Origin of the sequence: Streptomyces sp. NPDC002870 (assembly GCF_042888505.1) — a bacterium.
GTDB lineage: Bacteria > Actinomycetota > Actinomycetes > Streptomycetales > Streptomycetaceae > Streptomyces.
The window spans coordinates 1-26,621 of the sequence record NZ_JBIAPW010000040.1 but is presented as its reverse complement, the minus strand read 5'-3'; the positions used below and the strand labels follow the sequence as shown (position 1 = coordinate 26,621).

The following is a 26,621-nucleotide window of genomic DNA, read 5'->3' as shown; positions in this document are numbered from 1 at the left end:
CGAGAATGCGGTGAACTCTTTTGTTCCGTCTCCACGTGCTGAGTTGCTGCGAGTGGGCATGAGAGTAAAGTCGTGCCGCCGGCATCGCAACGGTGCGTGGTATCTGCGCTGGACACAACATCAAGGACGGCCCCCATGACGTTTCAGACCTCCGCGTCCTTCGCGGCTGCGAAGAAGAACCGCGTTCCGCTGGCTCAGATCGATGTCCGTAGCACCGACACTGCAAGGAAGCTGGCCCGCGTCCTTCCGGCCGCAGCCGGCCGCACTCTGCGTGCTTCCACGTTCAACTCGGCGCTCTAGACTGGCGGAATGACTGGACCCCTGGTCCCATTCCGCGAGATCGTATTGAAGGTTCACAGCAGATGTGATCTCGCTTGTGACCATTGCTATATCTATGAACACGCTGATCAGAGCTGGCGTACCCGCCCAAAGGCAATCTCTGACGATGCGATTTCCTGGACAGCTCTGCGACTGGCCGAGCATGCCAAGAGTCATGCCCTGCCCTCCGTGTCAGTGATCCTGCACGGAGGGGAGCCTCTTCTTGCGGGACCCGCGCGTCTGCGGCGCGTCTGCGAGGAGCTCACCGGAGCCCTCGACGGAGTGGCCGATCTCGACCTCCGGATCCATACGAACGGCTTACAGCTCTCCGCGCGCTACCTGGACCTCTTCAGCGAGTACAACGTCCGGGTCGGGATCTCCCTCGACGGCGACCGCAGCGCGAACGACCGCCATCGCCGCTTCGCAGACGGACGCACCAGCCATCCGCTGGTCCTCAGGGCCGTCGAACTGCTCCGGCAGGAGCGCTACCGCCACCTCTACCTCGGCCTTCTCTGCACGATCGACGTGGCCAACGACCCGATCGACGTGTACGACGCGCTGGCCGAGCTCGACCCTCCCCTCATCGACTTCCTGCTCCCGCACGCCACCTGGGACGATCCGCCGGCCCGCCCCGACGGCTCACCCACCGCGTACGCCGACTGGATCCTCGCGGTCTTCGACCGCTGGGAGGCGCAGGGCAGAACCGTGCCGGTACGGCTCTTCGAATCCGTGCTCTCCACGCTCGGCGGCGGCCCCAGCCTCACCGAATCACTCGGCCTGGCCCCCACCGACCTCGTCGTCGTCGAGACCGACGGCACCCTGGAGCAGGTCGACTCGCTGAAAAGCGCCTACGAAGGCGCGGCAGCCACCGGATTCGACGTCTTCACGCACGCCTTCGACGACGTCGCGGCCCACCCCGGCGTCAGGGCGCGCCAGCTGGGCCTCGAGGGAGTCAGCGAGACGTGCCGGCAGTGTCCCGTCGTACGGTCGTGCGGCGGCGGGCTCTACACCCACCGCTACAGCTCCGGCAACGCCTTCGACAACACCTCCGTGTACTGCACCGACCTCGAGGCGCTGATCCGCGGCATCGAGCAGCGCACGGCGGCCTTTACGGTGTCCCCCGCGGTCACGGACCCGGGCGTGCTGATGGCCGAGCACCAGGACCTGACCCGCACACTGCTCGCCGAGCTGCATCAGGAGCTCGACGGGCGGGGCGGCGAGAAGTGGGACGAGGCCTGGCAGCTGGCAGGTGCTCTGGAGGGGCACGCCGATGCGCTCGATGTGGTGTACGGCCACCCGTACACCTACACCTGGCTGCGGGACACGCTGTCCGCGCTGCGTACGGGGCGGCCGGAGGCGGTCCCACTCGCGCTCCGGCTGGCGTCGTACCTCGCCGCAGCGGTCGTAAGAGGCAGGCTCGGCCTCGCCGTCCGGATGCCGTACCGGGACGGCAGGCTCTGGCTCCCCACGCTCGGCGAACTGCGGCTGGGGCCCGGGGAGCCGGGCGAGGCCGAAGTGCGCCCGGCCGAGAAGGGCTTCCAGGTGCGGGTGGAGGGACGTGCGCCGGTGCACGTGCGCACCGAAGAGGAGAGCGACGGCTGGCGGCCCGTGCGCACGCTCGTCGGCGACGGGGCGCCCGCTCTGCGGCTCGACGACCTCGATCCGTACCGCAACTGCTTCGGCGTTCCCGCGCGGGAGCGGCTCGGCGCGGGCGAGGTGGCCGACTGGAGCGAGCGGCTCACCGGGGCATGGGAGCTGCTGCGGCAGGCCGCACCCGAACAGGCTTCGGAGGCCGCGGACTGTCTGACCACCCTGACGCCGCTGGTCCCGGGGGAGCCGTCACTGGGCCGGCACGGCTTCGGTGCGCTGGGCATCGCGCCGGCCGGCAGCCCCGAAGAGCTGGCGCCCGCGCTGCTGCGCGGATTCAGGCGGGCGAAGCTGCACGCGCTGGTCGAGGTCACGGATCTGTACGCACAGGACGGCTGGTGGCGCCACCCGGCGCCCTGGCAGGACGAGCCCGCATCGGTGTCCGAGTTGCTGGCCGGGGCGTACGAACGAGTGGGCCTCGTCGCCTTCGAACCGGCCGGCGCCGACCAGGCCGAGCGCGCCCTGGAAACCCTGGAACGCGCGGCGGAGCTGACCGTCAGCGGGCGGCGGCTGCTGGACGAGCTCTGGAAGGAGGCCGGCCGTGGCTGAGGCCGGGCTCGTAAGCGGGCTGGCCCACACGCTGCGCGGGCTGGGCGTGCAGGACGGCATGACGCTGCTCGTCCATGCCTCGCTGCGCGCCACGGGGCTGCATGCCGACACCGTCCGCGACGCGCTGCTGAACGTGCTGGGCGCGGACGGCACGCTGGTGGTGCCCGCGTTCACCATGGAGAACTCCGACACGTCCCACTCCTACCTGGCCCGGGTGCGCGGGATGACACCCGGGCAGGCGGCGGCCTTCCGGGCGGAAATGCCGGCCTTCGACGCCGCCGCCACCCGGAGTCAGGGGATGGGCCGGTTGGCCGAGTCCGTGCGGACCGCCGAGGGGGCCGTGCGCAGCGCCCATCCGCAGACCTCTTTCGCGGCGCTGGGGCGGCGCGCCGCGGAACTCCTCTCCCGGCATCCGCTGACTTCTCACCTCGGTGAGGACTCGCCGCTCGGAGCTCTCTACCGGGCGCGGGCACAGGTGTTGATGATCAATGTGGATTTCGACGTCTGCACCGCATTCCATCTCGCCGAATACCGCACCGGATCGCCCCGGCGCACCTACCGTTGTGTGATGCAGCGACCCGGCGGGGGTAAGGAATGGACGGAGTACGAGGACGTCGCTCTGGACGACAGCGATTTCGACGCGATCGGCGCCGCCTTCCCATGGGGTATGGAACAGAAGGGACAAGTAGGAGGAAGGCCCGCAAGGTTGTTCTCGATCAAGGACGCGGTCGACCATGCGAAGAGCTGGATGACCGAAAAGCGGTGTTGACTGACTGAACGTCGGGGGGATGGAGTGTGTCGGGCTCCGGAATGATTAATTCGCTCGTATCCCTCATCGATGCTGGGTGTGGGGGCGGGCGTTCGCACAGGACGGGGGTCGTGTGGCAGATTTAGCGCAGCGAGCGGCTGACCATCGGCCGTACTTCTTTCTGAGTTATGCGCACACGCCGCGGTACGGGGCAGGCGGCCCCGATCCGGACATGTGGGTGGAGCGGCTCTTCCGCGATCTGTGCGGCCATGTGATGGCCATGACCGATCTGCCGGCCGGTGCTCCGGCCGGGTTCATGGACCGGGAGATCCGGTCGGGGGAGGGCTGGTCGGAGCGGCTGGGTGAAGTACTGGCCACCTGCAGGGTGTTCGTGCCGCTGTTCTCGCCGCGGTACTTCGCCAGCGAGATGTGCGGCAAGGAGTGGTACGCCTTCGCCCAGCGGGCGATCTACCACCAGGCCAAGAGCAACAGGCCGGCGGAGGCGATCGTGCCCGCGCTGTGGGTGCCGATGCCGCCGGAGCAACTGCCGGGTCCTGCCGAGCGGTTGCAGTTCAACCACCGGGCCTTCGGCGACCGCTATTTCACCGACGGCCTCTATGGGCTGATCAAACTCCGGATATTCGCAGAGGAGTACGAGGCCGCCGTCTATGAACTCGCCAAACGCATCGTCAGCGTCGCCGACACTACGCGCGTCGGCTCGGGCAGCCCCGTCGACTACCGGCAGGCGCCCAGCGCCTTCGGCAAGCCCACCGGCGGTCCCCGGCCGATGCATGTGACCGTCGCCGCGCCCACGAGTCACGAGTTGCCCGAAGGCCGCACACCCGACTACTACGGCAAGCAGTCCCAGGACTGGAATCCGTACCACCCGGACTCGGCACGGCCGTTGGCGTACGTTGCCCAGGACCTGGTGCGCTCGCTCAACTACCAGGCGACGGTCTCCTCGTTCGACCATGAGACGCCGCCCGACGTGAGCCAGCCGCCCACCCGCCCCGAGATACTTCTCGTCGACCGCTGGGCACTGGAGGACGAGGACCGGCGCGCGCGGCTCGCCGCGTTCGACGCGGAGCCGCGCCCCTGGGTGAGCGTCGTCGTCCCCTGGAACCGCGACGACCCGCAGAGCCGGGCGTCCGAGGCCGAGCTGGTCGAGAAGCTGGAGCGCACGATGCCCCACCAGATGCGCCAGGGCCGGGCCGCCTGCCGTGCCGCCGCCAGAGGCGTGCTCAGCATGGAGGCCTTCGGCCAGATCCTGCCCCAGGTGGTGGAGTCGGCGGCCCAGGAGTATCTGCGGCACGCCGAGGTCTTCCCACCCGCGGCGCCCGCCGGAGCGGCCCCCGTCGAACGGCCCAGGCTGCGCGGCCCGATGGCCGAATACGGCACCACCCACTACGTCCCGAACACGCGTGACATCGCCCCCGATGCGGAGGACACGGATGACGGCAGGTCGTGACGGACGCATCGTCACCTTCTATTCGTACAAGGGAGGTACGGGCCGCACGATGGCCCTGGCCAACACGGCCTGGATACTTGCCGCGAACGGCAAGCGGGTCCTGGCGGTCGACTGGGACCTGGAAGCGCCCGGCCTGCACCGCTTCTTCCACCCCTTCCTCGACCCTTCCACGCTCGGCGCCACCACCGGGGTCATCGACCTGATCACCGAGTACGCCTGGGCCGCGACCAGCCCCGAGCCGCGCCGCGACGACTGGCATCTCGACTACGCGCGCATCCAGCCGCACGCCGTCTCGCTCACGCCCGAGAGCCTCGGCTGGGAGTTCCCCGACGGCGGCACACTCGACTTCGTCTCCGCGGGCAAGCAGAACCGCGAGTACTCGGCGACCGTCTCCACCTTCGACTGGGACAACTTCTACGACCGGCTCGGCGGCGGCCACTTCTTCGACGCGCTGCGCGAGGACATGAAGGCCAACTACGACTACGTCCTCATCGACAGCCGTACCGGCCTGAGCGACATCGCCGACATCTGCACCGTCCATCTGCCCGACATCCTCGTCGACTGCTTCACCCTCAGCGACCAGTCCATCGACGGCGCCGCCGCGGTGGCCCGGCAGATAGACGAGCGGTACGGCGGCCGGGGCATCCGTATCTTCCCGGTCCCGATGCGGATCGACGAGGGAGAGAAGGAGAAGGCGGACGCCGGACGCGCGCTGGCCCGGCTGAAGTTCGACCGCTTCCCCACCGGCCTCGCCGGGGAGGACCTCACCGCCTACTGGGGCGCGGTGGAGATTCCGTACCGGCCCTACTACGCCTACGAGGAGACCCTCGCCACCTTCGGCGACGAAGCGGGCCTGACCAACTCCCTGCTCTCCGCCTTCGAACGGCTCACCGCCGTCATCACCGACCAGCGGATCACCTCGATGCCCGCCATCGGGGAAGACGTCAGGCTCCGGATCAGGGACGCCTTCACCCGCCGCCGGCCCGCCCTGCCCGCCGACCTCTTCCTCAGCTATGTCGCCGAGAACCGTATGTGGGCCGACTGGGTGGAGTCTCTGCTCACCAGGGCCGGCTTCCGGGTCGTGCCGCGCGATGTCTCGGTCGAACGGGACCCGGCCGATCCGGACGAACTCGCCGCGGAGAACGCTGCCCGCACCGTGGTGCTGCTGTCCAGCGCATACCTCAAGTCCGCCCGGGCGGTGGAGCTGTGGTCGCGGGCCGCGGCCGAGGACCCCGGGGGCGGAAGGCACCATCTGCTGCCGATCCGGGTCGGCGACGTCCGGCTCACCACCCCGTACATCGACCGCAACCCGGTGGACCTCTTCAGGCTCGACGAGGTGCACGCCACCACCGCTCTGCTGCGCGCGCTGGACCGCCCGGTCCAGCTCAGCGACAGCGCCTCGCCGGGGCCGCGCTTCCCCGGCACCGTGCCGAAGATCTGGAACGCGCCGCCCCGCAACCCCGGCTTCACCGGACGCTCGGTGGTGCTGGAGCGGATGCGCGACCAGCTCGGCGGCGGAATGACGGTGGCCGCGGTGCTGCCCCAGCCGCAGACCCTGTACGGGCTCGGCGGCGTCGGCAAGACCCAGGTCGCCCTGGAGTACGTCCACCGCTTCATGGCCGACTACGACCTGGTGTGGTGGATCTCCTCCGAGCAGCCCGACGACGTGGTCGCCGGACTCGCCGAACTCGCCGTCCGGCTCGGCGCGCAGGGCAGCGAGGACATGGCGGCCGCCTCGCAGGAGGCCATCGACCTGCTGCGGCGCGGAGTGCCGTCCTCCCGCTGGCTGCTGGTCTTCGACAACGCCGACGACCCCGAGCAGCTCAAGCGGTTCTTCCCGCCGCAGGGGCCCGGGCACATTCTGGTCACCTCCAGGAACCAGACCTGGTCGCAGTACGGGGACGCGCTGCCCGTCGACGTATTCCTGCGCGAGGAGTCCATCGAGCACCTCCAGCGGCGGGCCCGCGGGCTGAGCATCGAGGACGCCGACCAGGTCGCCACTGCCGTCGGAGACCTGCCGCTCGCCGTCGAACAGGCCGCGGCCTGGATCGCGGAGACCGCCACACCCGTCGCCGCGTATCTGGAACAGCTCAGGGAACAGGCCGCGAGCGTCCTCGCGCTCAACCAGCCCGCCGGCTATCCCGAGCCGGTCGCCGCGACCTGGAACGTCTCCATCGAACGGCTCAAGGAGCGCTCGCCCGCCGCGGTGCGCCTCCTCCAGCTCTGCGCCTTCTTCGCCCCGGAGCCGATTTCCGCCAACCTCCTCTACAGCAAGGAGATGATCGACGCGCTCAAGCCGTACGACTCCTCGCTGCAGGAGAAGCTGGTGCTCGGCCGGGTCATCCGGGAGATCGGCCGGTTCGCGCTGGCCAAGGTCGACCAGGTCTCCAACAGCATCCAGGTGCACCGACTGGTGCAGGCGGTCATCCGGGCCCAGCTCACCGAACAGGAGCAGCAGGACGCGCGGCACGCCGTCCACCGGGTCCTCGCGGGCGCGCGGCCCGACGACGACGAGCCGATCGACAACCCCGAGACCTGGCCGCGGTTCGCCAGCATCTGGCCGCACCTCGGCACCTCAGAGGCCAGATTCTGCAAGGAGCCCGAGACGCGCCGGCTGATGATCGACCGGGTGCGCTATCTGTGGAAGCGCGGTGACCTGAACGCGGCGTACACGCTCGCCGACGAACTGCGCGAGATCTGGCGCGAGATGCTGGGCAACGACGATCTGCAGTATCTCTATCTCCGCTTCCACCTCTCCAACATCCTTCGCTCGCAAGGCCGTTACGTGGAGGCCAAGGAGCTGGACGAGGTGACCCTGGAGCGTCAGCAGGCGGTGCTGGGTACCTCCCACCCGCATACGTACATGACCACCAGCGGTCTCGCGATGGACCTGGGCACCCTCGGCCAGTACGGCAGGGCGATGGAGCTGGCGACCGAGGCGCACGAGGGTTTCAGCCAGATCTTCCACGAGTCCCATCCGCGTACCCTCGCGGCCGCCAACAACCTGGCGCTGAATCTGCGCATGGTCGGCCAGTACGCACGGGCCCGCGAGATCGACCAGGAGGTCTTCGACCGGCGCACCGAAGTACTCGGCCCGGAGCATCCGTACACCCTCTCCTCGGCCATGAACCTCTCCCGTGACCTGCGGGAAGTCGGCCGGTACGAGGACTCGGTCTCGCTGCTCAGCCGGACGTACGAGCTCTACAAGCAGCAGCTTGGCCGGGCCTTCCCGGGCACGCTGGCGGCGGCCAAGAGCCTCGCCGTCTCGCTGCGCAGGGCCGGGCGGATCGAGGACGCGCGGCGGCTGACGACGGCCACCCGCAACCGCTATCGCGCCAAGTACACATCGGCCAACCCCGACTCGCTCGCCTGCGATCTGAATCTGGCCGCCGACCTGTTCGCGGCCGGGGAGCCGGTCGCGGCGCGGGACCTGGCGCAGGAAGTCGTCGACCAGTACATGAGGGTGCCGGGGGAGCGGCACCCGTACACCCTCGCCGCCCTCAACAACCTGGGCATCTTCCAGTGGGGCTGTGGCGCTCCGGAGGCCGCGGAACAGCTGCTGGTGAAGGCGTCCAGGACGATGCGGGAGGTCCTGGGCGAGAACCATCCGCACGCCCTGTACAGCACCATCAACCTCGCCAACGCGCTTGCGGATCTGGGCGGTCTGGAGGAAGCGCTGGAGATCGAGCAACGGACCGTGGGCCGGCTGCGGGAGGTACTGGGCTCGCACCATCCCGAGGTGCTCGGCATCGTCTCCAACATGTCCGTCACGCTCGGCCTGCTCGGCCGCAAGGACGAGGCGGCGCATGTGCGGGCGGAGACTGTGGTGGAGCTGCAGCGGCTGCTCGGTGAGGAGCATGCGCTGACCAGGATCGCGCGGGACGAGCGCAGGGTGCACCGCGATCTGGAGCCGCTCTCCGTCTGACCCCGGGGCTCCGCCCCGGACCCCGCTCCTCAATCGCCGGAGGGGCTTGATTTTCAAGCCCGTCCGGCGATTGAGGACAAAACCGGCTGCCGGGCGGCCCCGGTCACCTCTCCAGCAGCCACGTCAGGATCCGCGGCAGCGCATGCAGCGCGTCGAAGTGCGCGGCCGTCGGTTCGAGTACGGCCGTCGCGCCGGGGATGCGCTGCGCCAGCCAGCGGGAGTGTCCCACGGGCGAGAAGACGTCCTTCTCGCCGTGCCAGAGCATCACCGGGCCCTTGATGTCGGCCGGGTCGAAACCCCAGGGGCTGCAGAAGGCGAGTGCGTCGTCGATCCAGCCGTACGCGGAAGTACGCAGCGCCTCTTGGTAGTTGCGAAGCAGCATGGATCTGACCCCCGCGTCCGACACCACTATCCGGTCGGATTCGGTCAGCTCTCTGCGCAGATCGTCGAGCAGCCGGATCGGGTCCTTCCTGATCTCGGCGGAGCGCAGGATGAACCGCGCGGTCAGCCCTGCCGGGTCGTCCGACGCGCTGGTGTACTCCAGGACATTGGACGCGGCCATGCCCTCGAACCAGTCGAGTCCGTCGGCGTCCCTGGGCGCGAGCGTCACCAGGGCGGCGGTACGGGTGATCCGCTCCGGCATCAGGGCCGCGCAGGCCAGCGCGTGCGGTGCGCCGCCCGAGCGGCCCACCACGGCGAACCGCTCCAGGCCGAGCTCGTCGGCGATCGCCAGTACGTCCTGGGCGACATCGGCGACGCTGCGTCCCGCCAGCCGGTCCGAACCGCCGTAGCCGGGGCGGTCGTACGCGATCAGCTGCATGCCGCGCTGGTACAGCACCATGCCGCGCGGCGCCGGGCCCAGCCTGCTGCCGGGGGTGCCGTGCAGCAGGAACACCGGTCTGCCGCGCGGATCGCCCAGCCGTTCCACCATCAGATGCCGCCCGTCCGCCGCGCGCACCCGACGTCGCACTCCCGAGCCCCCTTCGTCGTAAGTGCCCCGTGCAGGCATGGTGAGCCTGGCATTCCCCACCGGTTCGATGATTACCCATCAGGGCCCTGACCGGGACTGCCTTTGTAGTCATTTGGGGGTTACCGTCGAAGAGGTACGTGCAGACGCGTCCACATCGCACCCCAGGGGGCCGTGATGATTGAGGCACTGGTGACGGCCGGCGTGGCCGTCGCGTCCGCGGGCGTCGTCTATGTGATGGCGGCGGGCCGGGTGGTCAAGCAGTACGAGCGAGGGGTGGTCTTCCGGCTCGGAAGGCTCAAGTCCTCAGTACGCGGCCCTGGTTTCACGCTCATCGTGCCGTTCGTGGACCGGCTTCGTAAGGTCAATCTGCAGATCGTGACGATGCCGGTGCCCGCGCAGGACGGGATCACGCGGGACAACGTGACGGTGCGGGTCGACGCGGTGATCTATTTCAAGGTCGTCGACGCCGCCGATGCCGTGGTGCAGGTGGAGGATTACCGGTTCGCGGTCTCGCAGATGGCGCAGACGTCGTTGCGGTCGATCATCGGCAAGAGCGATCTGGACGATCTGCTGTCGAACCGCGAGAAGCTCAATCAGGGACTGGAGTTGATGATCGACAGCCCGGCGATCGGCTGGGGCGTGCAGATCGACCGGGTGGAGATCAAGGACGTCTCACTGCCGGAGACGATGAAGCGGTCGATGGCGCGGCAGGCGGAGGCGGACCGTGAGCGGCGGGCCCGGGTCATCAACGCGGACGCCGAGCTCCAGGCATCCAAGAAGCTGGCAGAGGCGGCCGGCGTGATGTCGGAACAGCCCGCAGCGCTCCAGCTGCGGCTGCTCCAGACCGTGGTCGCCGTCGCCGCGGAGAAGAACTCCACCCTGGTACTGCCCTTCCCGGTGGAGCTGCTGCGCTTCCTGGAACGGGCCCAGCAGCCGCTGCAACCCGCGGAATCCGGTCCCGCGGAGACGAAAACAGGACAGGACTAGTCCTTACGCGTTGCCCATGGCCTGGTTGCACGCGGTGTTCGCAAACGAAACCGACCAGTGGGGACGCTTCCTGTGAAGGCACTGTGAACGCAACCGCGTTGTCGTGTGCGCGTCCTGAAGTCGACCTTGTGTGCTACCGATCGGTATCGGAATAGTGGGCGGCCCATCCTCCGTGTCCTGGCACCCCACTTGTCCGGACGCGGCCCCCACAGGAGGTCGATGTTGAAGCACCGACGCATGCCCAAGAGGAAAGCGGCGATCGCAGGCGGCGCGGTCGTCGCACTGGTAGCCGCTGGCGTCACCTTGCAGAGTGCGAACGCCAGTGACGACACTGACCAGTTCGTCGCCAAGACGCTGTCCGCGGTAGCGGCCGGAAACCTTGCTTCCACCCTCAGCAAGGACCTGGGCACCGACGCGGCCGGCACGTACTACGACGCCGAGGCCAAGTCCCTCGTGGTGAACGTCGTCGACGAGACGGCCGCCGAGACCGTGCGCAAGGCGGGCGGCAAGGCCAGAATCGTGGAGAACACCCTCGCCGAGCTGAAGACCGCCCGGCAGACCCTCACCACCAAGGCGACCATCCCCGGCACCTCCTGGGCCGTCGACCCGGTCACCAACAGGGTCATGGTCACCGCCGACCGTACGGTCAAGGGCGCGGCCTGGGACAAGCTCAGCCAGGTCGTCAAGGGCCTGGGCGGCATGGCCGAACTGAAGAAGTCCGCCGGGGAGTTCAAGCCCCTGATCGCGGGCGGCGACGCCATCCACTCCGGCGGCGGACGCTGTTCGCTCGGCTTCAACGTGGTCAAGGACGGCGAGCCGCACTTCATCACCGCCGGACACTGCGGCCAGGCCGGCAGCGAGTGGTCTGACTCCGCGGGCGGCGCGGCGATCGGCTCGATGGTCGACTCGCAGTTCCCCGAGAACGACTTCGCGCTCGTCAAGTACAGCGGCAGCACCGAGCACCCGAGCGAGGTCAACCTCTACAACGGCAGCTCGCAGGCGATCACCAAGGCGGGTGAGGCGACTGTCGGCATGCAGGTGCAGCGCAGCGGCTCCACCACCCAGGTGCACGACGGTGAGGTCACCGGGCTCGACGCCACCGTGAACTACGGCAACGGCGACATCGTCAACGGTCTCATCCAGACCACGGTCTGCGCCGAGCCGGGCGACAGCGGCGGCTCGCTCTTCGCGGGCGACACCGCGATCGGTCTGACCTCGGGCGGCAGCGGTGACTGCTCCTCGGGCGGCGAGACCTTCTTCCAGCCGGTGCCGGAGGCGCTGAGCGCGTTCGGAGCCGAGATCGGCTGACGGCTCCCTCATCTCTGCCTGGTCCGGCCCGCCACTGGCGGGCCGGACCTCTTTTTTGGCGGTCCGGACCAGCACGGTGCACGCCCCGCACGCCCCCTGGTTGCAACCCTTCGCGCTCGGGTGCGTCCCGGCAGATCCGCAACTCTTCGGGCTCTGGCGGCACCAGGGGTCTTCTCTGTCGGTGGTGGACGGGTGAGGGACCTCTCAATCGGGTTGACGAGTGGCGCGAGGGCGCCGGGGGGAGCTATCGTCGGGGTAGAACGACCGGTCTTTCTGTCAGGCCCTTGCGTCCACGGGACCTCACCGCACATTGCCCCTTCACGCCGACACGATCGACCCTCCGCACTCCCCGACAAGGGCATCTACATGACCACCAGCACCGCGCACCGCACAGCCCGGCACTGCCGTCTCTACAAGCCGCCGCAGGAGCCGAACGACTACACCCTGTTCCTGCGGCAGTGGGTGCGCTCACCGGCCCGCATGGGGGCCGTCGCCCCCAGCTCGCGGCATATGGCCGAGGCGGTCTGCGCCGCGGTGCCCGAACGCGGCGAGCCCGTCGTGGTGGAACTGGGTGCCGGCACCGGACCGTTCACCGCCGAGATCCAGCGCCGGCTCGGCGGGCGCGGCCGCCACCTGGCCGTCGAGATCGATCCACTCCTCGCCCAGCGCCTGCGCCACCGCCACCCGGGGGCGGAGGTGATCCAGCACGACGCCGTACACCTGCGCAACCTGCTGGATGAGCGCGGCATCGAGAGCGCCGACGTGGTGGTCAGCGGCCTGCCCTGGGCACTCTTTCCCTCCGCCACCCAACACCGGCTCATGGAGGCGACAGCCGCGGTGCTCGGCCCGGCGGGTGCCTTCACCGCGTTCACCTATCTCCACGCCGTTCCCCTCACCCCCGCCCGTCGGTTCCGCGAGCTGCTGGCCAACCACTTCGAAGAAGTCGTCCCCAGCCGCACCATATGGCGCAACACACCCCCAGCCTTCGTCCTCCACGCACGCAGACCCCGCGGCCTCCGGCGAGGCCGAGGCTGAGGCGATCAAGGGTGGGCGCGACGCCACACGGCAGGTCGGCGTTACGCGGTGTCGGGGTTGACCAGGACGATCTTGCCGATGTGGTGGGCGTCCAGGATCCGGTGCGCCTCGGCAGCCTCGGTCATGGGCAGGGTCCGGTCGATGACCACCTGTACGGTCGGTGCGGTAGTTGATCGCGAGGTCGGCGCCGAGGTCATCGTGCCGATGCCGCCGGCTCCACCGTGCATGAGGAAGGTTTCGCCCGCCTTCAGAACACCGGTCATGAAGACGTTCGACCACACCGTGGCGGCGGCTTCTGGCAGGGCCGCCGCTTCGACAAGACTGATGCCCTTGGGCACCCTGAGCAGCTGCCCGGCAGGGACGGCGACCTTCTGCGCGTATCCGCCCCCTGCAAGCAACGCGCACACTTCGTCACCCGATTGCCAGTGGGTCACGCCCTCGCCGATGGCGCTGATCCGGCCCGAGACCTCCAGTCGCATGATGCGGTCTCCTAGTGCCGGGTCTATCGGGTGACGCCCCGCAGATGCGGGCGCCCCAGGTTTCTGTACTGGTTACTCGGTCTCGGCCAAGGCACCGAGAATCAAGTCGCTGACGGCCTTCGTGGACACCGGGTTCTGGCCCGTGATCAGGCGGCCGTCGCGCACGGCATGCGGCGTCATCGGGACGGTGGAGCGCACATACTTGGCTCCCTTCGCGCGCAGTTCGTCCTCCAGCAGGAACGGCACCCTGCCCTTCACGCCGGCCAGTTTTTCCTCGACCGTCGCGAAGCCTGTGACGGTGCGGTTCTGGACGAGCGGGTTCCCGTCGGCGTCCTGGAGGTTGATGAGGGCGCAGGCGCCGTGGCAGACCGAGGAGACGATGCCGCCCCCGGCGTAGATGGCCTCGGCTGTTCCCCGCAGGTCGGCACTGTCGGGAAAGTCCCACATAGTGCCGTGCCCACCCGTGAAGAAGATCGTGGAGTAGTCGTCCGGATCTGCGTCGGCAACGGAAGCGGTGGACTTCAGGGAGGCCATGAAGGCCGGGTCGGCTCGATAATTGCGAACCGTCCGGTCGGCGAACAAGCGGCCGAGGCTTCGAGGGTCGAGTGGCACCTCGCCGCCGACCGGGCTGACCACGTCCACGGTGTGGCCGTCCTTGACCGCCTTGTCGTAGAAATGGACGAGTTCACCCAGCCAGAGGCCGGTCGGGTGTTTGCTCGCCCCGTAGGTGGCCTGATTTGTCACCACCGCCAGAATCTTTTTCCGTCTCACTTTTCCTACGTCTCCTATGTAGGCCGACGACACATTCGGGGCCGGGCGCCGCCGGCTGGAGGTCCCGCCGATCAACACCGCCTACCTCGTCCATCGGTCGGGCAGTTCCACCGACCCGCACGTGACACCCCCCCGGGTCCGGTGCCTCAGGCAGGGGCCGCCACTCGTCTGGATCTGAGTGCGGTGGAGTGCGCCCAGACGATGACGATCGGGAGGATGAGCTCCAGGAGGGCGGAGGCGAGGAAGTTTCCCGCCGGGCTGGGCATGCCGTCCCGGGCGAAGGAGACCAGCCGCCCGACGCCACCGAGGAAGATCGGGACGGCCAGGAAGTAGACGAGTACTCCCTGCCGGCGGATCGTTGCCGCCGCCCAGGCGAACAGGGGAGCCCAGCCGATGTAGACGCCTGCCAGGAAGCGGTGCGCGTTGTCCGCGTCCGCCGCGCCCGCCGGAGCTCCCTGCGCCAGTTGCTGCAGGCCGTCTCCGAGCGCGATGGCAGTGGCCAGCAGCAGGCAGACACGGACGACGGTGCCGGCCGGCGTGAGAGGGCTGTGAGCCGCCATCACACCTCCTCGCCTGTCTCGGAGTTGGCTACGGGGATGGTGCTCAGGCCTGTTCGGTGGGGCGTACGAGCAGTTCGGCGACGGCCACGTGCCGGGGGCGGGTGACGATGTAGCCGACGGTGTCGGCGATGTCCTGGCTCTGCAGCCGCTCGATGTCGCCCAGGGCGGAGATGATGTGCTGCTGGATGACGTCGGGGTTGTGTGTGCGCAGTTCGGTGTCGACGCTGCCCGGCTCGACGACGGACACGCGGACGTGCTGGCGTGCCAGTTCCTGGCGCAGCGCCTCGCTGAAGGCGCCGACGCCGAACTTGGTGGCGCTGTACACGGCGGACATGGCGTAGGCGTTGCGGCCGGCGAGCGAGCCGATGTTGACGATGTCGGCGACCTGACGCGGCTCCTCGGCGGCGGCCTTGACCAGGTGGGGGACGGCCGCGTGGGCGGTGTACATCAGGCCCATGAGGTTGATGTCGATCATGCGCCGCCAGTCGTTCAGGTCCGCACCGGGGGCGGGCCCGAGCAGCATGAGGCCGGCGTTGTTGACCAGGATGTCCAGGCGGCCCAGGTTCTCGACGGTCCGCTCGACCGCTTCCGCGGCGGCCTGGGCGGTGGTGATGTCGGCGGGCACGACCAGTGCCTTGCCGCCGGCGTTGGAGATTTCCGCAGCGAGGTCGGTGAGCCGGTCCTCACGCCGGCCGACCAAGGCCACGGAGGCGCCCTCGCGGGCAAGCTCCAGGGCGGTGGCGTGGCCGATGCCGCTGGATGCTCCGGTGACCAGGGCGGCGGTTCCTTCAAGACGACGAGTCATGGTTCAAGCCTTTCGATGAGCGGCCACGTTGCTGCGGGCCGTGCGGGATAGGGGGAATTCGGCCCTGCTGGCGAGGGCCGTACGGGGGTGGAGGCCGCTCAAGGCCGGGCCACGGGCACAATGGGGAAGTGAGCATCACTGGGCAGAAGACCGACGCCGCACGTCAGGGGACCAAGACGGAGGGAGACCTGCCGCCTCGCGAACGCCTGGTGCGGGCCGCGTCGCGGCTGTTCTATTACGAGGGCGTGCGCGCGATCGGCGTGGAGCGGCTGATCGCCGAGGCCGGGGTGACGAAGGCGACCTTCTACCGGCACTTCGCCTCCAAGGACGACCTGGTCGTGGCCTATCTGCTGACCAAGGACGCTTACTACAAGGAGGTGGCCGAACCGCTGGCCGCCGGGCACCCGCCCGCGGAGGCGATCGACCTGATCTTCGAGGCGATCGCCGAGCACGCCCGCGAGCGCGGCTTTCGCGGCTCGCCGTTCATGAACGCGGCCGCCGAGTTCCCGGACGCCGGCCATCCGGTCCGCGGCCTGGTGGCGTCCCACCGGGACTGGATCCGCACCCTCTTCCAGGAACTGCTCACCCGGCTCGGCCACGCCGATGCGGAGTCGGCCGCCGGTGCGCTGCTGATGCTGTACGACGGCGCGATGGCAGCCGGCTACCTGGACGACTCGACGGCCGCGCACAAGACCCTGCTGGACGCGGTCCGGCTGATCCGGTCGGCAGGCTGACCCCAACGGGGCCGCGCGAAACACCGGCCCTCTGCTGGACCCCGGGCAAGCCGGGGCGCGGATTGGCTTCATGGAGCTTTTCATCTCTGTTTCGACGTGCACCGGGACCCACTGGCAGTTGCTTGCCTGGTTGGCAGTCCCGCCCGGAAGGCCGAGACGCCGCCCCTAAGAGGCAGGAAGACCGGTCGTTCTCCCTGTCGACGATAACCCCCCTGGCGTCCACGCGCCAGCGGGTGGCTCGTTTGTGGGATCCCTCACGGGCTGCTGCTGCCCTCGGAGGGACTTCCCGGCTTGCGCGGCCGAACTCGCCTGCTCCCTGATCTCCCGGCGTCACCATCGAACCTGTCACAGCGGCGAAGCGAAGACCCAGCCGTGCAGTGACGGAGCCCGGTCCGTTCGGGTTCATATGGATTTTCTACAGGCACTCTCAGCCGCACGACCAGGCGAAACGTCATGCATTTCCGGACCGATTGCGCCCGTATCGACTTGCGCATTTCCGCAGGCAGAGGCGATTTCTGGCCGAAATAGGGGCACAACCCTGCCCGGATCCGCTCGGAGCATGCCCTTTCTCCTGCCCGCGTCCCCTTCTTCTGCCCAACGGGCGAACGTGGGTACCCATTCCTGTCCAAGCTCGCCGACGCCTTCATCGGTCTCGCATTCGACCGCCACTCTCGGGTCGCCGGATCACCGATCGGCAGCGTTCTTGCGCGGCCCGTACGCAGCACCAACCTCCGGTCCGCCGACCGACCGGGGTCAGCTTGGCCCCGGCACACGGTTATGCGTTGATCGGCGTGGAGGTCGAATCGGAGGTTGGTCAGCACCTCCTCTACCTGACGGTCGCGCTCCGTTGGCTCCGTGTTAGCGAGGGACGTGCAAATCCGGCAAGTAGCGGATCTCTCCACGCACAGCGGCAGGAAGCTCGGGATCGTCGACCAGTTGCGCTCCCGTCAGCCGGCTCTTCCTTCCTGGCTTTGCTTGGCTCGGCGAAGACCAGGGTCCGGTGCTCCTGCTGCAGCCGGTATTTCGTTGACGTGCGCGGGGTCGCGACGGAGGCGGTCGACGAGCGTTTCCAGGCGGCGGCCTTGTTGGGTGCGGGGAGATCAGTTCGGCAGGCCGACCGAACTGATCTCCCGCCCCGTCGCACGCGCGGGATTATCTCGCCGGCGTTCCTCACTCGGGGATGGGGACTGCATCGGAAGCCGCGCGCTGTGTGGCGTTCTGGTGGGCGCGGATGACCTCGGCGTAGCGGTGGCCACTGTCCTTGACCGTGCGTGTCTGGGTCTCGTAGTCGACATGGACGATCCCGAACCGCTGGGAGTAGCCGTAGGCCCATTCGAAGTTGTCCAGCAGCGACCAGGTGAAGTAGCCGTCGAGCGGGACGCCGCGGCGGGAGGCCCGCGCGCAGGCCACAATGTGAGATTCCAGGTAGGCGATGCGGTCGGTGTCGTGGATGCCACCGTCAGGTGCCACCTGGTCGGGATAGGCAGAGCCGTTTTCGGTAACGAGGATCGATCGCGGTGCATAGTCCTCGGTGACCCGGACGAGCACCTGCTCCAGCCGGTCCGGGTGCACCTCCCAGTCCATCCCGGTACGGAGTGTGCCCGGCGGTGTGACGGGACGGGCGAACGGTGCGGGCCCCTGCGGATCGTCGACGGTGACTGACCGCTTGTAGTAGTTGACGCCCAGCCAGTCCAGCGGCGCCGCGATCGTCTCCAGATCTCCGCGCTCGACCGGCGGCTCGTTCCCGTACACCTCGATCATGTCGGCCGGGTAGCCGCGGCCGTGGATGGGATCGAGCCACCAGCGGTTGTTGTGCCCGTCGTCGCGGCGCGCGGCGGCGACGTCCTCGGGCCGGTCGCTCGCGGGCTCGGACTGCGTGAGGATGTTGACGATGCCGACTCGCGCTCGTGGGACCGTGAACCGGAGTGCTTCGACGCCGAGCCCGTGGGCGAGCAGCAGATGGTGTGAGGCACGTACGGCGGCGGTCAGGTCGGTGCGGCCCGGGGCCATGACCCCTTGGAGGTGACCGAGCCACGCGGAGCAGTATGGCTCGTTCAGCGTCGCCCAGTTGGTGACGCGGTCACCGAGCCTCTCGGCCACGACGGTGGCGTAGTCGGCGAATCGTAGGGCGGTGTCGCGGGCGGGCCAGCCGCCGCGGTCCTCGAGGGCCTGCGGCAGGTCCCAGTGGTAGAGGGTCGCATGAGGAGCAAGGCCCGCTTCCAGCAGTGCATCGACCAGTTGGTCGTAGAAGGCCAATCCTGCCGGGTTTACGTGGCTGTCCCCGTCCGGCATGACGCGGGGCCATGAGATGGAGAAGCGGTAGGCGTTGAGGCCGAGGCGCTTCATCAACGCTACGTCCTCGGGCCAGCGGTGGTAGTGGTTGCAGGCGATGTCACCGGTGTCCCCGCCGGCGACGGTGCCGGGCTGCTTGCAGAAGGTGTCCCAGATCGATGGTGCTCGGCCGTCCTCGGCGACCGCGCCTTCGATCTGGTAGGCGGAGGTGGCCGCTCCCCAGGCAAAGCCGGGGTGGAAGGCGGTCAGGTCGTCAAGGGGCACAGCTTTCCTCGCTTCGTGGTCGGGAGGGTCCGGACATCGCGGATGGCTCGCGGATGGATCAAGGTGCTGTTTGGCGGGCGCCCGCAGTGAGGCCGGTCGCGGTCGTCACGTCCGCGACCGGCCTACGTGTGAGTCCGGGGATTACTGCTTAGCTGGTCTGCCACTTCTGGTTGTCGCCGCCCCAGCAGGCCCAGAGCTGGACCTTGTTGGTGGCCAGGTCCTTGTCCAGGCACAGACCGGACTGCTTTCCGCGGATCGTGCCGTCGGAGTAGACCATCCACTTCTGGTTGGCCTGGCCGTTGCAGTCATAGGTGCCGACCACGGTGCTGTTGGTCGTACCCTCACCGTAGGCGTCCAGGCACTTCGTGCCGTTGTAGACGGTGATCTCCCCGGAGGGCGTCCTGGTCCACTTCTGGTTGTCACCACCCCAGCAGTCATGGACCTGGACCGCGATGTTGTCGTGACTGTGCCAGGGGACGTCGAGGCAGAGGTTGGCGCCGACGTTGCGCAGGGCGCTCGTGTGCGAGTCGGGGTCGATGCCCCAGGCGTGCTTGAGGCGGTCGATGCCGCTGATGTTGCGGGTGCCCAGCGCCAGGTTGGTGCCGCTGCCCTTGAGGTCGAAGAGGGAGTAAAAGTCGTAGTCGGGGTGTTCATTGTGTTTGCCGCCGAGGGCCGGCCAGTAGACCGCGCCCATGCCGAGGGAACGCACGCTGTCGGTGTCGGCGCGCAGGTACCGGACGTAGTTGTCGGTGCTGGCGGCGTCGTTGTAGTCCTTGCCAGCCTCCACGACCACCGGCCGTATGCCCTTGTCCATCGGTGAGCCGAACTCGTCCAGGATGGTGCGCGTGCCGCAGGTGCCGACCTTGTCCTTGAAGTCGGTGACCCACTCGCCGTAGGTCCTCGCCGGCTTACTGAAAGCGTAGTGGTGGAGCGAGAGGTAGGTCCCGTCGAGGCGGGAGTCGGCGCACACGGTCGTGACGTAGTCGTTGTAGCCGGGGCCGCTCACGATGATCCGGTTCTTGGGGACCGAGGGGCGGTCGTTGATCCACTTGGCGGCGAGGTTCGCCCAGTCGGTGGCGCTGTAGCCGTGGGGCTCGTTCATCGGCTCGAAGTAGACCAGGCTGTTGGAGTCGTATCTGCCGATGACCGAGTTCCACATCGAGTTGAAGGCGGCCATATTGGTGATCCTGCCGCTCTGGGCCGCTTCGTCCTCCCAGTAGGAGAGGATGACCTTGAAGCCCTTGGCGGTTGCGGCGTCGATGGCGCCGGTGTACTTGTCGCCCCACGTCGTGCCGGGGACGGAGTGGGTGTTGATCGGCAGCCGGACGGTGTTGGCGCCGAGCGTGCTCTGGAATCCACTGAGGATGGCGTTGGCCTTGACTTTGACGGTGTCGTAGCTGTCGGAGCTGTCCAGGCCCTCGGGGACGACGTCGCCGTGGACGAAGTTGTCCAGCGGGCGGGCCCAGTTCACGCCCTTGAACTTGCTGGCGTCCGTCGGGTTGGTTTCCGCAGCCGCCGGCGACGTCGTGGTCAGCACGGTGATCGGCACGGCGATCAGCGCGGCCGCGAGGCAGGCCAGCGCGCGGCGGAGGAAGCGGGTACGGGCGGGGGGGAGTACGGCGGAGTGCGGACCTGGCCGGGTGCGTTGGGAGTTGGGCATGTCGTGTTCCTTTTCTGCATGCGGCTCTGTGCAGGCGGTCGTTGCCGCCTTGGGCGCCACGAAGCGATCTGCCGCGGTGGGCGGTTGTGATGCGGTGGTGGCGCCTGGGTGTGTTCCGGAGAGGGCACGGCGCGAGGTGGTGATGGGCGCCGGGCAGCCGGGGAACGTGGGGTCGGCTGAGTTGACGTGCTCGCTGGGGGCTGGCGGGCACGGCCTTTGTTCGGGCACGGCCTTTGTTGTGGAGAAGAAGCCGCTGCGGGTGGGGCCCGCTACGGCGTTGTCACCGCCCGCTGAGTGTCCTTGCTCGGGGCGGCGGGCGCGGGATGCTGTTGGCGGCTGCGCGGCCGGCCGCGGATCGTGACCGGTGCCCGAATCCGCGCGGGCGGTGGCCTGGGCAGGATGCTGGGCGAGCGTCCGTGCATCCGGGTTACTCCTTCGGGTATGGGGCGGCTCAGGGCATGGGGGAGGGAGGCCGCGTGTGGCTCGGTGAGCCCGGGGTGGGACCCCGGCGGCCTGTCAGGTGGCCGGCGGGGCGATGGTGGGGGCGGGTCGCGTAGGTCGTCGTCAGCGGCGTCCGGTGGCGGGCCGGTCGGTGCGACCTCGTGCCCTCAGGGTGGAGGTGCGAAGAAGTGCCGTTGGACGGTCCTGCTGTCCAGCCAACAGGCGGGCGGGACACGGGCTGGGGGCGTGTTACTTGACGGTGAAGCCTTGTTCCTGGCCGTACTTGGTGGAGGCGTCCTGCCAGGCTTTGAGGCCGTCCTGGAGGGTGGTGTCGCTGACGTAGGTCTTGCCGACGGTGTCGTTGAAGATGCTGTTGGCGTAGACCTGGAAGGGCAGGTACGACCATCCGGGGACGACCTGGCCGGCCGACGGGGCGAGCACCTGGTTGATCTGCTGGCCGCCGAAGTAGGGGTCCTTCTTATTCTGGAAGTCCGGGGAGTTCAGCTGCTTGGTGGTGGAGGGGAACGCGCCGGCGTCGACGCGGCTCTGCGCGCCCTCGTCGACGGTGGCGTACTTGAGGAAGGCGTAGGCGAGCTTCTTGTTGGTGCTGGCCTGCGTGATGGCCAGCGAGCTGCCGCCGTTCTCGGCGGTGGCCTTGGCCCCGCTCTCCCACTGCGGCATGGGCGCGACGCGCCACTTGCCGGCAGCGGCCTTGACGCCGGACTTGAGGGGGGCGGGCATCCAGGCACCCGTGACGAGCGTGGCGATAGTGCCGTCGCCGAGGCCCTTGTACCAGGCGTCGCTCCAGCCGGTGACCGGGGCGACGAGCTTGCCGCTGATGAGCTGCTGCCAGGCAGTGGTGAACTTCTTGGTGCCGGGATCATTGAAGTTCACGCCGACCTTGGTGCCATCGACGGTGTAGGGCTTGCCCCCGGCCTGCCAGATCATGCTGGTGGTGAAGCCCGCGTCGCCGGTGTCGGCGGTGATGTACGCCTTGGGGTCTGCGGCGTGCAGCTTCTTGGCTGCGGCGATGTACTCCTCCCAGGTGGCCGGCACCTTGATCTTGTGCTTGTCGAAGACCTCCTTGTTGTAGAACAACGCCATCGGGCCGGAATCCATTGGCAGGCCGTAAACGCCGCTGCCGCCGGCGCGGACCGCGTTCCACGGGCCAGGAGTGAAGGCGTTGTTGAGCTTGTCCGCACCCAGGGCGCTCAGGTCGGTAATGGACTTGGCGAGCGTGAACTGCGGCAGCGCGTAGTACTCGATCATGGCGACGTCAGGGACGCCCGATCCGGCCTTGACCGCGTTCTGCAGGGCGGTGTACTGCTCATTGTTGGTGCCGGCGTTGACCAAGTTGACCTTGACCTTGGGGTACTTGGCCTCGAAATCGCTGACGACCTTCTTAAGAGTCGGTTCCCAGGCCCAAACCGTGATCTTGCCGCCGGCATCCAGGGCGGCCTGGACGTCGGCGTCGGACGCAGGCTTGGCGGTGCCCGCGTCCTGCTTGTCGGAGGAGCTGCAGGCGGTGGCGGTGAGCGTCACCGAGAGGGCGGCCGCGCCCAGCAGGAGGGCGTGACGACGGATTATCGCCATGGGTGTTCCCTTTCATCGGAATGTTGGAAGAGCAGTCGGGCCGGGCGTCGGTCACTCCTTGACGCTTCCGGCGGCAAGGCCGGACTGCCAGTACCGCTGGAGCAGCAGGAATGCCGCGATCAGGGGGACGATGGTGAGGAGTGATCCGGTGATCACGAGGTTGAAGACCGCTTCGCCGCCGACGGTGGCAGCCTGGGCGTTCCAGCTGTTCAGGCCGAGGGTCAGCGGGTACCAGTCGGGGTCCTTCAGCATGATCAGCGGCAGGAAGTAGTTGTTCCAGGTCGCGACCACGTTGAAGAGAAGAACCGTGACCATGCCGGGCGCCAGCATCGGCATGCTGATGGTGAAGAACGTGCGGAACTCGCCGGCGCCGTCGACCCGCGCCGACTCGAGGAGCTCGTTCGGGATGGCGTCGGTGGCGAAGGTCCACATGAGGTAGAGGCCGAACGGTGAGACCAGCGACGGGATGATGATCGCCCACGGGGTGTTGGTCAGCCCCATCTCGGAGAACATCAGGAAAGTGGGGACCGCCAGTGCGGTGCCGGGCACCGCGACCGCTCCGATGACGGTCGCGAATACGGCCTTCTTGCCGGGGAAGTCGAACTTGGCCAGCCCGTACCCCGCGAGCGTCGCGAGCAGGGTGGATCCGCCCGCGCCCACCACCACATAGAGCAGGGTGTTGATAAGCCAGCGGGTGAAGATCCCGTCGTTGTAGCTGAAGGTGTCGGCGATATTGCCGAACAGGGCGAAGTCTCCGTCGAGCCACAGGCCAAAGGAGTCGAGCAGCCCTTCCTGCGTCTTGGTGGCGTTGATCGCCAGCCAGGCCAGCGGAAGGAGTGTGTACATCAGCATGATCGCTGTCAGGGCGGTCAGCGTGGTGCTCCGCCTGTTCCTGCGGGACGCACGCCGGGTCGGGCGGACCACCAGCGGGCCCGAAGACACACTCAAGTGCCGTGCCGTGCGCGGCTTCTGAGTCGTGGTGGCCATGATCAGGATTCCTTCCGCATGCCGCGCAGCTGGACGACGTAGGCGATGATCATCGTCATCAGCCCCATGACGATGGCGATCGTCGCCGCGTAGTTGAACTGCTGCCCTGCGAAGGACAGTGAGTAGGCGTAGAGGTTCGGCGTGAAGGAGGACGTGATCGCATTCGGCGCCAGGTTCTTGAGGATGCTCGGTTCGTTGAACAGCTGGAAACTGCCGATGATCGAGAAGATCGTCGCGATGATCAGCGCCCCACGCAGCGCCGGGAGCTTGATCGCCCGGATGATCTGCAGCTGACCCGCACCGTCGATCTCCGCGGCCTCATACAGCGTCGGATTGACCACCTTCAGCGCCGAGTAGAGGATCAGCATGTTGTAGCCCACGAACTGCCAGGTCACGATGTTGCCGATCGATGCAAGGATCAGGTCGGGTGACAGCGGGTTCGGAAGCGAGATCCCGAACGCCTCGTTGAGGTTGCCGACCAGACCGAACCGGGTTCCGTACATGAAGCCCCACATGAGCGTCGCGACGACGGCGGGCACCGCGTAGGGCAGGAACACCGAGATCCGGAAGAAGCTCGCTCCGTACAGGCGACCGCTGTCGATCGCCAGGGCGAGCAGGAGGGCGAGGAACAACATGATCGGAACCTGCACGGCCAGGAAGACCGCCACCCGGCCGAAAGCCGACCAGAACTGCGCGTCGCTGAAGGCCTGGGTGTAGTTGTCGGCGCCGACGAAGGTCGTTCCGCCGATCAGCTGGGTGCGGAACAGGCTCAAGTAGATCGAGTAGCCGATCGGCGCGAGGAAGACCAGCGCGAACACCGCCATGAACGGCCCGACGAACCGCCAGCCGACCAATGATCGCCAACTCGAGGCCGACGGCCTCCCGGCACGTAGAACCCCTGTCTGTGGTACTGCGACCACGGTTCGCTCCTCGCTACTCAAGCACTGACCGGAAACTTCGTGGTTACGTAAACGTCATGCCCGGCTGGCCACGCCGACCGCCCTCTCGGGCCCAGCGGCGCGATCTGGCCTGCGATAGGATGTTTACGTAAACTTGTGCGGTAGCGTGGCAGCCGTCACAGCGATCGGTCAAGGTTTCGAAGGCGTTAAATTCCGCTTGGGCCGTCCGTCGACGGCCCAGGACGGGCAGACAGGAGTCAAGGGCGATGGACCTGAGTGAGCGGGGACAGCAGGATCCTGTTCCTGGAGGTGGTGCTCAGCGGGGCGGTTCGGGAATACCGGGTGGGCGCCGCAAGCAGCGGGTGTCGATGGCCGACGTCGCCAAGCTTGCGGGCGTTTCGTCTCAGACGGTGTCGAGGGTTTCCAACGGCCATCCCGGTGTGATCGTTTCGACCCGGGAGCAGGTGCTCGCGGCGATGCGCGAACTGGGATACCGGCCCAACAGTGCGGCGCGTGCTCTGCGGTACGGGCAGTTCAACACCATCGGCGTGATCCTGCACAGCCTGTCCGCCACCGGCAACAGCAACACCGTGGAAGCGATCGCGACCCAGGCCGCGGCCGAGGGGTACGCGATCACGCTGATCCCTGTCGACATCCCGACCCAGGACAATGTGCTGGGCGCCTTCACAAGAATGGGCGAACTGGCCGTCGACGCCGTCATCGTCTTCATCGAGGTCCACCTGCTCGACGCGGGCACCGTGGCACTGCCGCCCGGTGTTCATGTGGTCGTCGTGGACTCCGACGCCGGGGACCGTTACCGGGTGGTCGATTCCGACCAGGCCGGCGGCACCCGACACGCCGTCAACCACCTGCTCGAACTCGGACATGAGACCGTCTGGCACGTGACCGGTCCCCAGACGTCGTACGCGAGCCAGCGCCGGACTCACGCATGGCGGACCGTGCTCGAGGAAGCCGGACGGCCGGTGCCGCCGCCACTGCACGGCGACTGGTCCGCCGAATCGGGCTACGCCGCCGGCCTCACGCTCGCAGAGGAGCCGGGCTGCACCGCGGTGTTCGCCGCCAACGACCAGATGGCACTCGGACTCCTGCGCGCCTTCCAAGAACGAGGCAGGGCGGTTCCCGGTGACATCAGCGTGGTCGGCTTCGACGACACCCCCGACGCCGCCTACTTCGTTCCGCCCCTGACCACGGTGCACCAGGACTTCGCCGACGTGGGGCGGAGAACCGTCCAAGAGGTCTTGCGTCAGATCCGCGAAGACGACATCCCGAGATCCGGCACGGACATCGTCTCGACGCGCCTGGTGGTCAGGAGCAGCACGGCATCGCCGCCCTTCAAACGGTGAGGGCGATCCGCTGGTAGGCAGAGCCCATGTAGGTGCTGGAGCGAAATGGTGGCTGTGGGCGTCTGTCGAAGGACGCCCTTGCCGATTGCGAGAGCGATGCCGCGTTGACGAGGCGGAGGACGCCGCCTGGGAATCAGGGTGTCGACCACTCCTGGGTGGCGGGGCCCGTGCAGCGGGCAACTCGGCAGCTGCCGCTGTGATTGCGTCCGCTTCGACCCATCCGAACCGGGCTCTTCGACGGCCGGTGACGACTGCCCCGCGCATCCTGATCCGAAGCGCGAAAAGACTTGCCAGCGACGATATGTTTACGCAAACATCATCGCGAGTCGGGGCGCGCTCAGCCCCCGCGCGTCCCGACCCGCCGCATGTCCCTTCAGCACAGGAGCAGCAGCACATGCCCGTTCTTGAGATCGATGACATCGGGTTCCGGCTCGACGGCGAACCCTTCCGGCTCCTGTCCGGAGGACTGCACTACTTCCGAGTCCACCCTGCGCAGTGGGCGGACCGTCTCCACAAGGCCCGCCTGATGGGCCTCAACACCGTCGAGACTTACGTCCCATGGAACCTCCACCAGTCGCGCCCCGGCCGGTTGCGGATGGACGGCGAACTCGACCTGCCCGCCTTCCTCGACCTCGCCTCGGCCGAGGGGCTCCACGTGCTGCTCCGCCCCGGCCCGTACATCTGCGCCGAGTGGGAGGGCGGCGGCCTTCCCTCCTGGCTCCTGGCCGAGCCGGACATCGCGCTGCGCACCCGCGACCCGCGGTTCCTGCGCGCGGTCGACGACTACTTCGCCCAGCTGCTAGCCCCGCTCCTGCCC

At 68.2% G+C, this 26,621-nt stretch carries 20 protein-coding genes and 1 pseudogene; 11 read left to right on the top strand and 10 right to left on the bottom strand.

Annotated elements, in window-relative coordinates; all coding sequences use genetic code 11:
* Nucleotides 1-135 precede the first annotated feature (135 nt).
* From fxsA to fxsT, 5 genes are all read left to right on the top strand, one after another.
* The gene (gene fxsA / locus ACFYWY_RS32945; RefSeq protein ID WP_389193415.1) at nucleotides 136-300 is read left to right on the top strand and encodes an FxSxx-COOH cyclophane-containing RiPP peptide; all 165 of its coding nucleotides are present in this window, start codon (nucleotides 136-138) and stop codon (nucleotides 298-300) included.
* Nucleotides 301-309: 9 nt separating this feature from the next.
* Nucleotides 310-2,514 carry a radical SAM/SPASM protein FxsBH, inactivated beta-hydroxylase extension form gene (gene fxsBH / locus ACFYWY_RS32940; RefSeq protein WP_389193412.1) on the top strand — a complete coding sequence of 735 codons (2,205 nt, stop codon included), beginning with the start codon at nucleotides 310-312 and terminating at the stop codon, nucleotides 2,512-2,514.
* Between the two features lie 58 nt (nucleotides 2,515-2,572).
* Complete coding sequence (locus ACFYWY_RS32935) at nucleotides 2,573-3,283, top strand: AAC(3) family N-acetyltransferase (protein WP_389193546.1); 711 nt, start codon at nucleotides 2,573-2,575, stop codon at nucleotides 3,281-3,283.
* A 112-nt stretch (nucleotides 3,284-3,395) separates the two neighbouring features.
* Nucleotides 3,396-4,730, top strand: a complete 1,335-nt coding sequence (locus ACFYWY_RS32930) for a TIR-like protein FxsC (protein ID WP_389193409.1) — start codon at nucleotides 3,396-3,398, stop codon at nucleotides 4,728-4,730.
* A complete protein-coding gene (gene fxsT, locus ACFYWY_RS32925) occupies nucleotides 4,714-8,655 on the top strand; it encodes an FxSxx-COOH system tetratricopeptide repeat protein (protein WP_389193406.1) in 3,942 nt (1,313 codons plus the stop codon). The genes ACFYWY_RS32930 and fxsT overlap by 17 nt, the downstream gene beginning before the upstream one ends.
* Before the next feature lie 103 nt (nucleotides 8,656-8,758).
* On the opposite strand, the gene ACFYWY_RS32920 is transcribed toward fxsT, so the two are convergent.
* Nucleotides 8,759-9,625: an alpha/beta fold hydrolase gene (locus ACFYWY_RS32920; RefSeq protein ID WP_389193404.1), complete on the bottom strand. Its 867-nt coding sequence runs from the start codon at nucleotides 9,623-9,625 to the stop codon at nucleotides 8,759-8,761.
* 174 nt (nucleotides 9,626-9,799) lie between these two features.
* Between ACFYWY_RS32920 and ACFYWY_RS32915 the strand changes: the two genes are divergently transcribed.
* From ACFYWY_RS32915 to ACFYWY_RS32905, 3 genes are all read left to right on the top strand, one after another.
* A complete protein-coding gene (locus ACFYWY_RS32915) occupies nucleotides 9,800-10,612 on the top strand; it encodes a slipin family protein (protein ID WP_389193402.1) in 813 nt (270 codons plus the stop codon).
* 222 nt (nucleotides 10,613-10,834) lie between these two features.
* On the top strand, nucleotides 10,835-11,920 hold the full coding sequence (locus ACFYWY_RS32910; protein ID WP_389193543.1) for a S1 family peptidase: 1,086 nt from the start codon (nucleotides 10,835-10,837) through the stop codon (nucleotides 11,918-11,920).
* 366 nt (nucleotides 11,921-12,286) lie between these two features.
* A complete protein-coding gene (locus tag ACFYWY_RS32905) occupies nucleotides 12,287-12,955 on the top strand; it encodes a class I SAM-dependent methyltransferase (RefSeq protein ID WP_389193400.1) in 669 nt (222 codons plus the stop codon).
* 41 nt (nucleotides 12,956-12,996) lie between these two features.
* Here ACFYWY_RS32905 and ACFYWY_RS32900 read toward each other — a convergent pair.
* From ACFYWY_RS32900 to ACFYWY_RS32885, 4 genes and pseudogenes are all read right to left on the bottom strand, one after another.
* A pseudogene (locus ACFYWY_RS32900) lies at nucleotides 12,997-13,428 on the bottom strand (zinc-binding dehydrogenase); the annotation flags it as partial.
* Nucleotides 13,429-13,506: 78 nt separating this feature from the next.
* Nucleotides 13,507-14,205: a type 1 glutamine amidotransferase domain-containing protein gene (locus ACFYWY_RS32895; protein ID WP_389193397.1), complete on the bottom strand. Its 699-nt coding sequence runs from the start codon at nucleotides 14,203-14,205 to the stop codon at nucleotides 13,507-13,509.
* Nucleotides 14,206-14,351: 146 nt separating this feature from the next.
* Nucleotides 14,352-14,765, bottom strand: a complete 414-nt coding sequence (locus tag ACFYWY_RS32890; protein WP_389193394.1) for a DUF4345 domain-containing protein — start codon at nucleotides 14,763-14,765, stop codon at nucleotides 14,352-14,354.
* A 43-nt stretch (nucleotides 14,766-14,808) separates the two neighbouring features.
* Nucleotides 14,809-15,570, bottom strand: coding sequence for an SDR family NAD(P)-dependent oxidoreductase (locus tag ACFYWY_RS32885; protein ID WP_389193392.1), 762 nt, complete (start codon nucleotides 15,568-15,570; stop codon nucleotides 14,809-14,811).
* Between the two features lie 128 nt (nucleotides 15,571-15,698).
* On the opposite strand from ACFYWY_RS32885, the gene ACFYWY_RS32880 reads away from it, so the two are divergent.
* On the top strand, nucleotides 15,699-16,304 hold the full coding sequence (locus tag ACFYWY_RS32880; protein WP_389193389.1) for a TetR/AcrR family transcriptional regulator: 606 nt from the start codon (nucleotides 15,699-15,701) through the stop codon (nucleotides 16,302-16,304).
* 1,170 nt (nucleotides 16,305-17,474) lie between these two features.
* On the opposite strand, the gene ACFYWY_RS32875 is transcribed toward ACFYWY_RS32880, so the two are convergent.
* From ACFYWY_RS32875 to ACFYWY_RS32855, 5 genes are all read right to left on the bottom strand, one after another.
* Nucleotides 17,475-18,860: a GH1 family beta-glucosidase gene (locus ACFYWY_RS32875; RefSeq protein WP_389193386.1), complete on the bottom strand. Its 1,386-nt coding sequence runs from the start codon at nucleotides 18,858-18,860 to the stop codon at nucleotides 17,475-17,477.
* A gap of 148 nt (nucleotides 18,861-19,008) precedes the next feature.
* Nucleotides 19,009-20,520 (bottom strand): ricin-type beta-trefoil lectin domain protein, encoded by a 1,512-nt coding sequence (locus tag ACFYWY_RS32870; RefSeq protein WP_389193383.1) that lies wholly within the window; start codon nucleotides 20,518-20,520, stop codon nucleotides 19,009-19,011.
* A gap of 690 nt (nucleotides 20,521-21,210) precedes the next feature.
* On the bottom strand, nucleotides 21,211-22,554 hold the full coding sequence (locus ACFYWY_RS32865) for an ABC transporter substrate-binding protein (RefSeq protein ID WP_389193380.1): 1,344 nt from the start codon (nucleotides 22,552-22,554) through the stop codon (nucleotides 21,211-21,213).
* Between the two features lie 51 nt (nucleotides 22,555-22,605).
* A complete protein-coding gene (locus ACFYWY_RS32860) occupies nucleotides 22,606-23,541 on the bottom strand; it encodes a carbohydrate ABC transporter permease (protein WP_389193377.1) in 936 nt (311 codons plus the stop codon).
* Between the two features lie 2 nt (nucleotides 23,542-23,543).
* Nucleotides 23,544-24,461 carry a carbohydrate ABC transporter permease gene (locus tag ACFYWY_RS32855; protein ID WP_389193374.1) on the bottom strand — a complete coding sequence of 306 codons (918 nt, stop codon included), beginning with the start codon at nucleotides 24,459-24,461 and terminating at the stop codon, nucleotides 23,544-23,546.
* A gap of 245 nt (nucleotides 24,462-24,706) precedes the next feature.
* On the opposite strand from ACFYWY_RS32855, the gene ACFYWY_RS32850 reads away from it, so the two are divergent.
* Both ACFYWY_RS32850 and ACFYWY_RS32845 read left to right on the top strand, forming a co-directional pair.
* Nucleotides 24,707-25,804 carry a LacI family DNA-binding transcriptional regulator gene (locus tag ACFYWY_RS32850; protein WP_389193371.1) on the top strand — a complete coding sequence of 366 codons (1,098 nt, stop codon included), beginning with the start codon at nucleotides 24,707-24,709 and terminating at the stop codon, nucleotides 25,802-25,804.
* A 394-nt stretch (nucleotides 25,805-26,198) separates the two neighbouring features.
* Nucleotides 26,199-26,621 (top strand): beta-galactosidase (locus ACFYWY_RS32845; protein WP_389193369.1); only part of this gene is annotated, 423 nt, incomplete at its 3' end.

Bases quoted from the DNA above. Each gene is read 5' to 3' on its own strand.
- fxsA (WP_389193415.1), top strand. From the start codon at position 136: ATGACGTTTCAGACCTCCGCGTCCTTCGCGGCTGCGAAGAAGAACCGC.
- fxsBH (WP_389193412.1), top strand. From the start codon at position 310: ATGACTGGACCCCTGGTCCCATTCCGCGAGATCGTATTGAAGGTTCAC.
- ACFYWY_RS32935 (WP_389193546.1), top strand. From the start codon at position 2,573: ATGACGCTGCTCGTCCATGCCTCGCTGCGCGCCACGGGGCTGCATGCC.
- fxsT (WP_389193406.1), top strand. From the start codon at position 4,714: ATGACGGCAGGTCGTGACGGACGCATCGTCACCTTCTATTCGTACAAG.
- ACFYWY_RS32915 (WP_389193402.1), top strand. From the start codon at position 9,800: ATGATTGAGGCACTGGTGACGGCCGGCGTGGCCGTCGCGTCCGCGGGC.
- ACFYWY_RS32905 (WP_389193400.1), top strand. From the start codon at position 12,287: ATGACCACCAGCACCGCGCACCGCACAGCCCGGCACTGCCGTCTCTAC.
- ACFYWY_RS32890 (WP_389193394.1), bottom strand. From the start codon at position 14,765: ATGGCGGCTCACAGCCCTCTCACGCCGGCCGGCACCGTCGTCCGTGTC.
- ACFYWY_RS32885 (WP_389193392.1), bottom strand. From the start codon at position 15,570: ATGACTCGTCGTCTTGAAGGAACCGCCGCCCTGGTCACCGGAGCATCC.
- ACFYWY_RS32870 (WP_389193383.1), bottom strand. From the start codon at position 20,520: ATGCCCAACTCCCAACGCACCCGGCCAGGTCCGCACTCCGCCGTACTC.
- ACFYWY_RS32865 (WP_389193380.1), bottom strand. From the start codon at position 22,554: ATGGCGATAATCCGTCGTCACGCCCTCCTGCTGGGCGCGGCCGCCCTC.
- ACFYWY_RS32860 (WP_389193377.1), bottom strand. From the start codon at position 23,541: ATGGCCACCACGACTCAGAAGCCGCGCACGGCACGGCACTTGAGTGTG.
- ACFYWY_RS32850 (WP_389193371.1), top strand. From the start codon at position 24,707: ATGGACCTGAGTGAGCGGGGACAGCAGGATCCTGTTCCTGGAGGTGGT.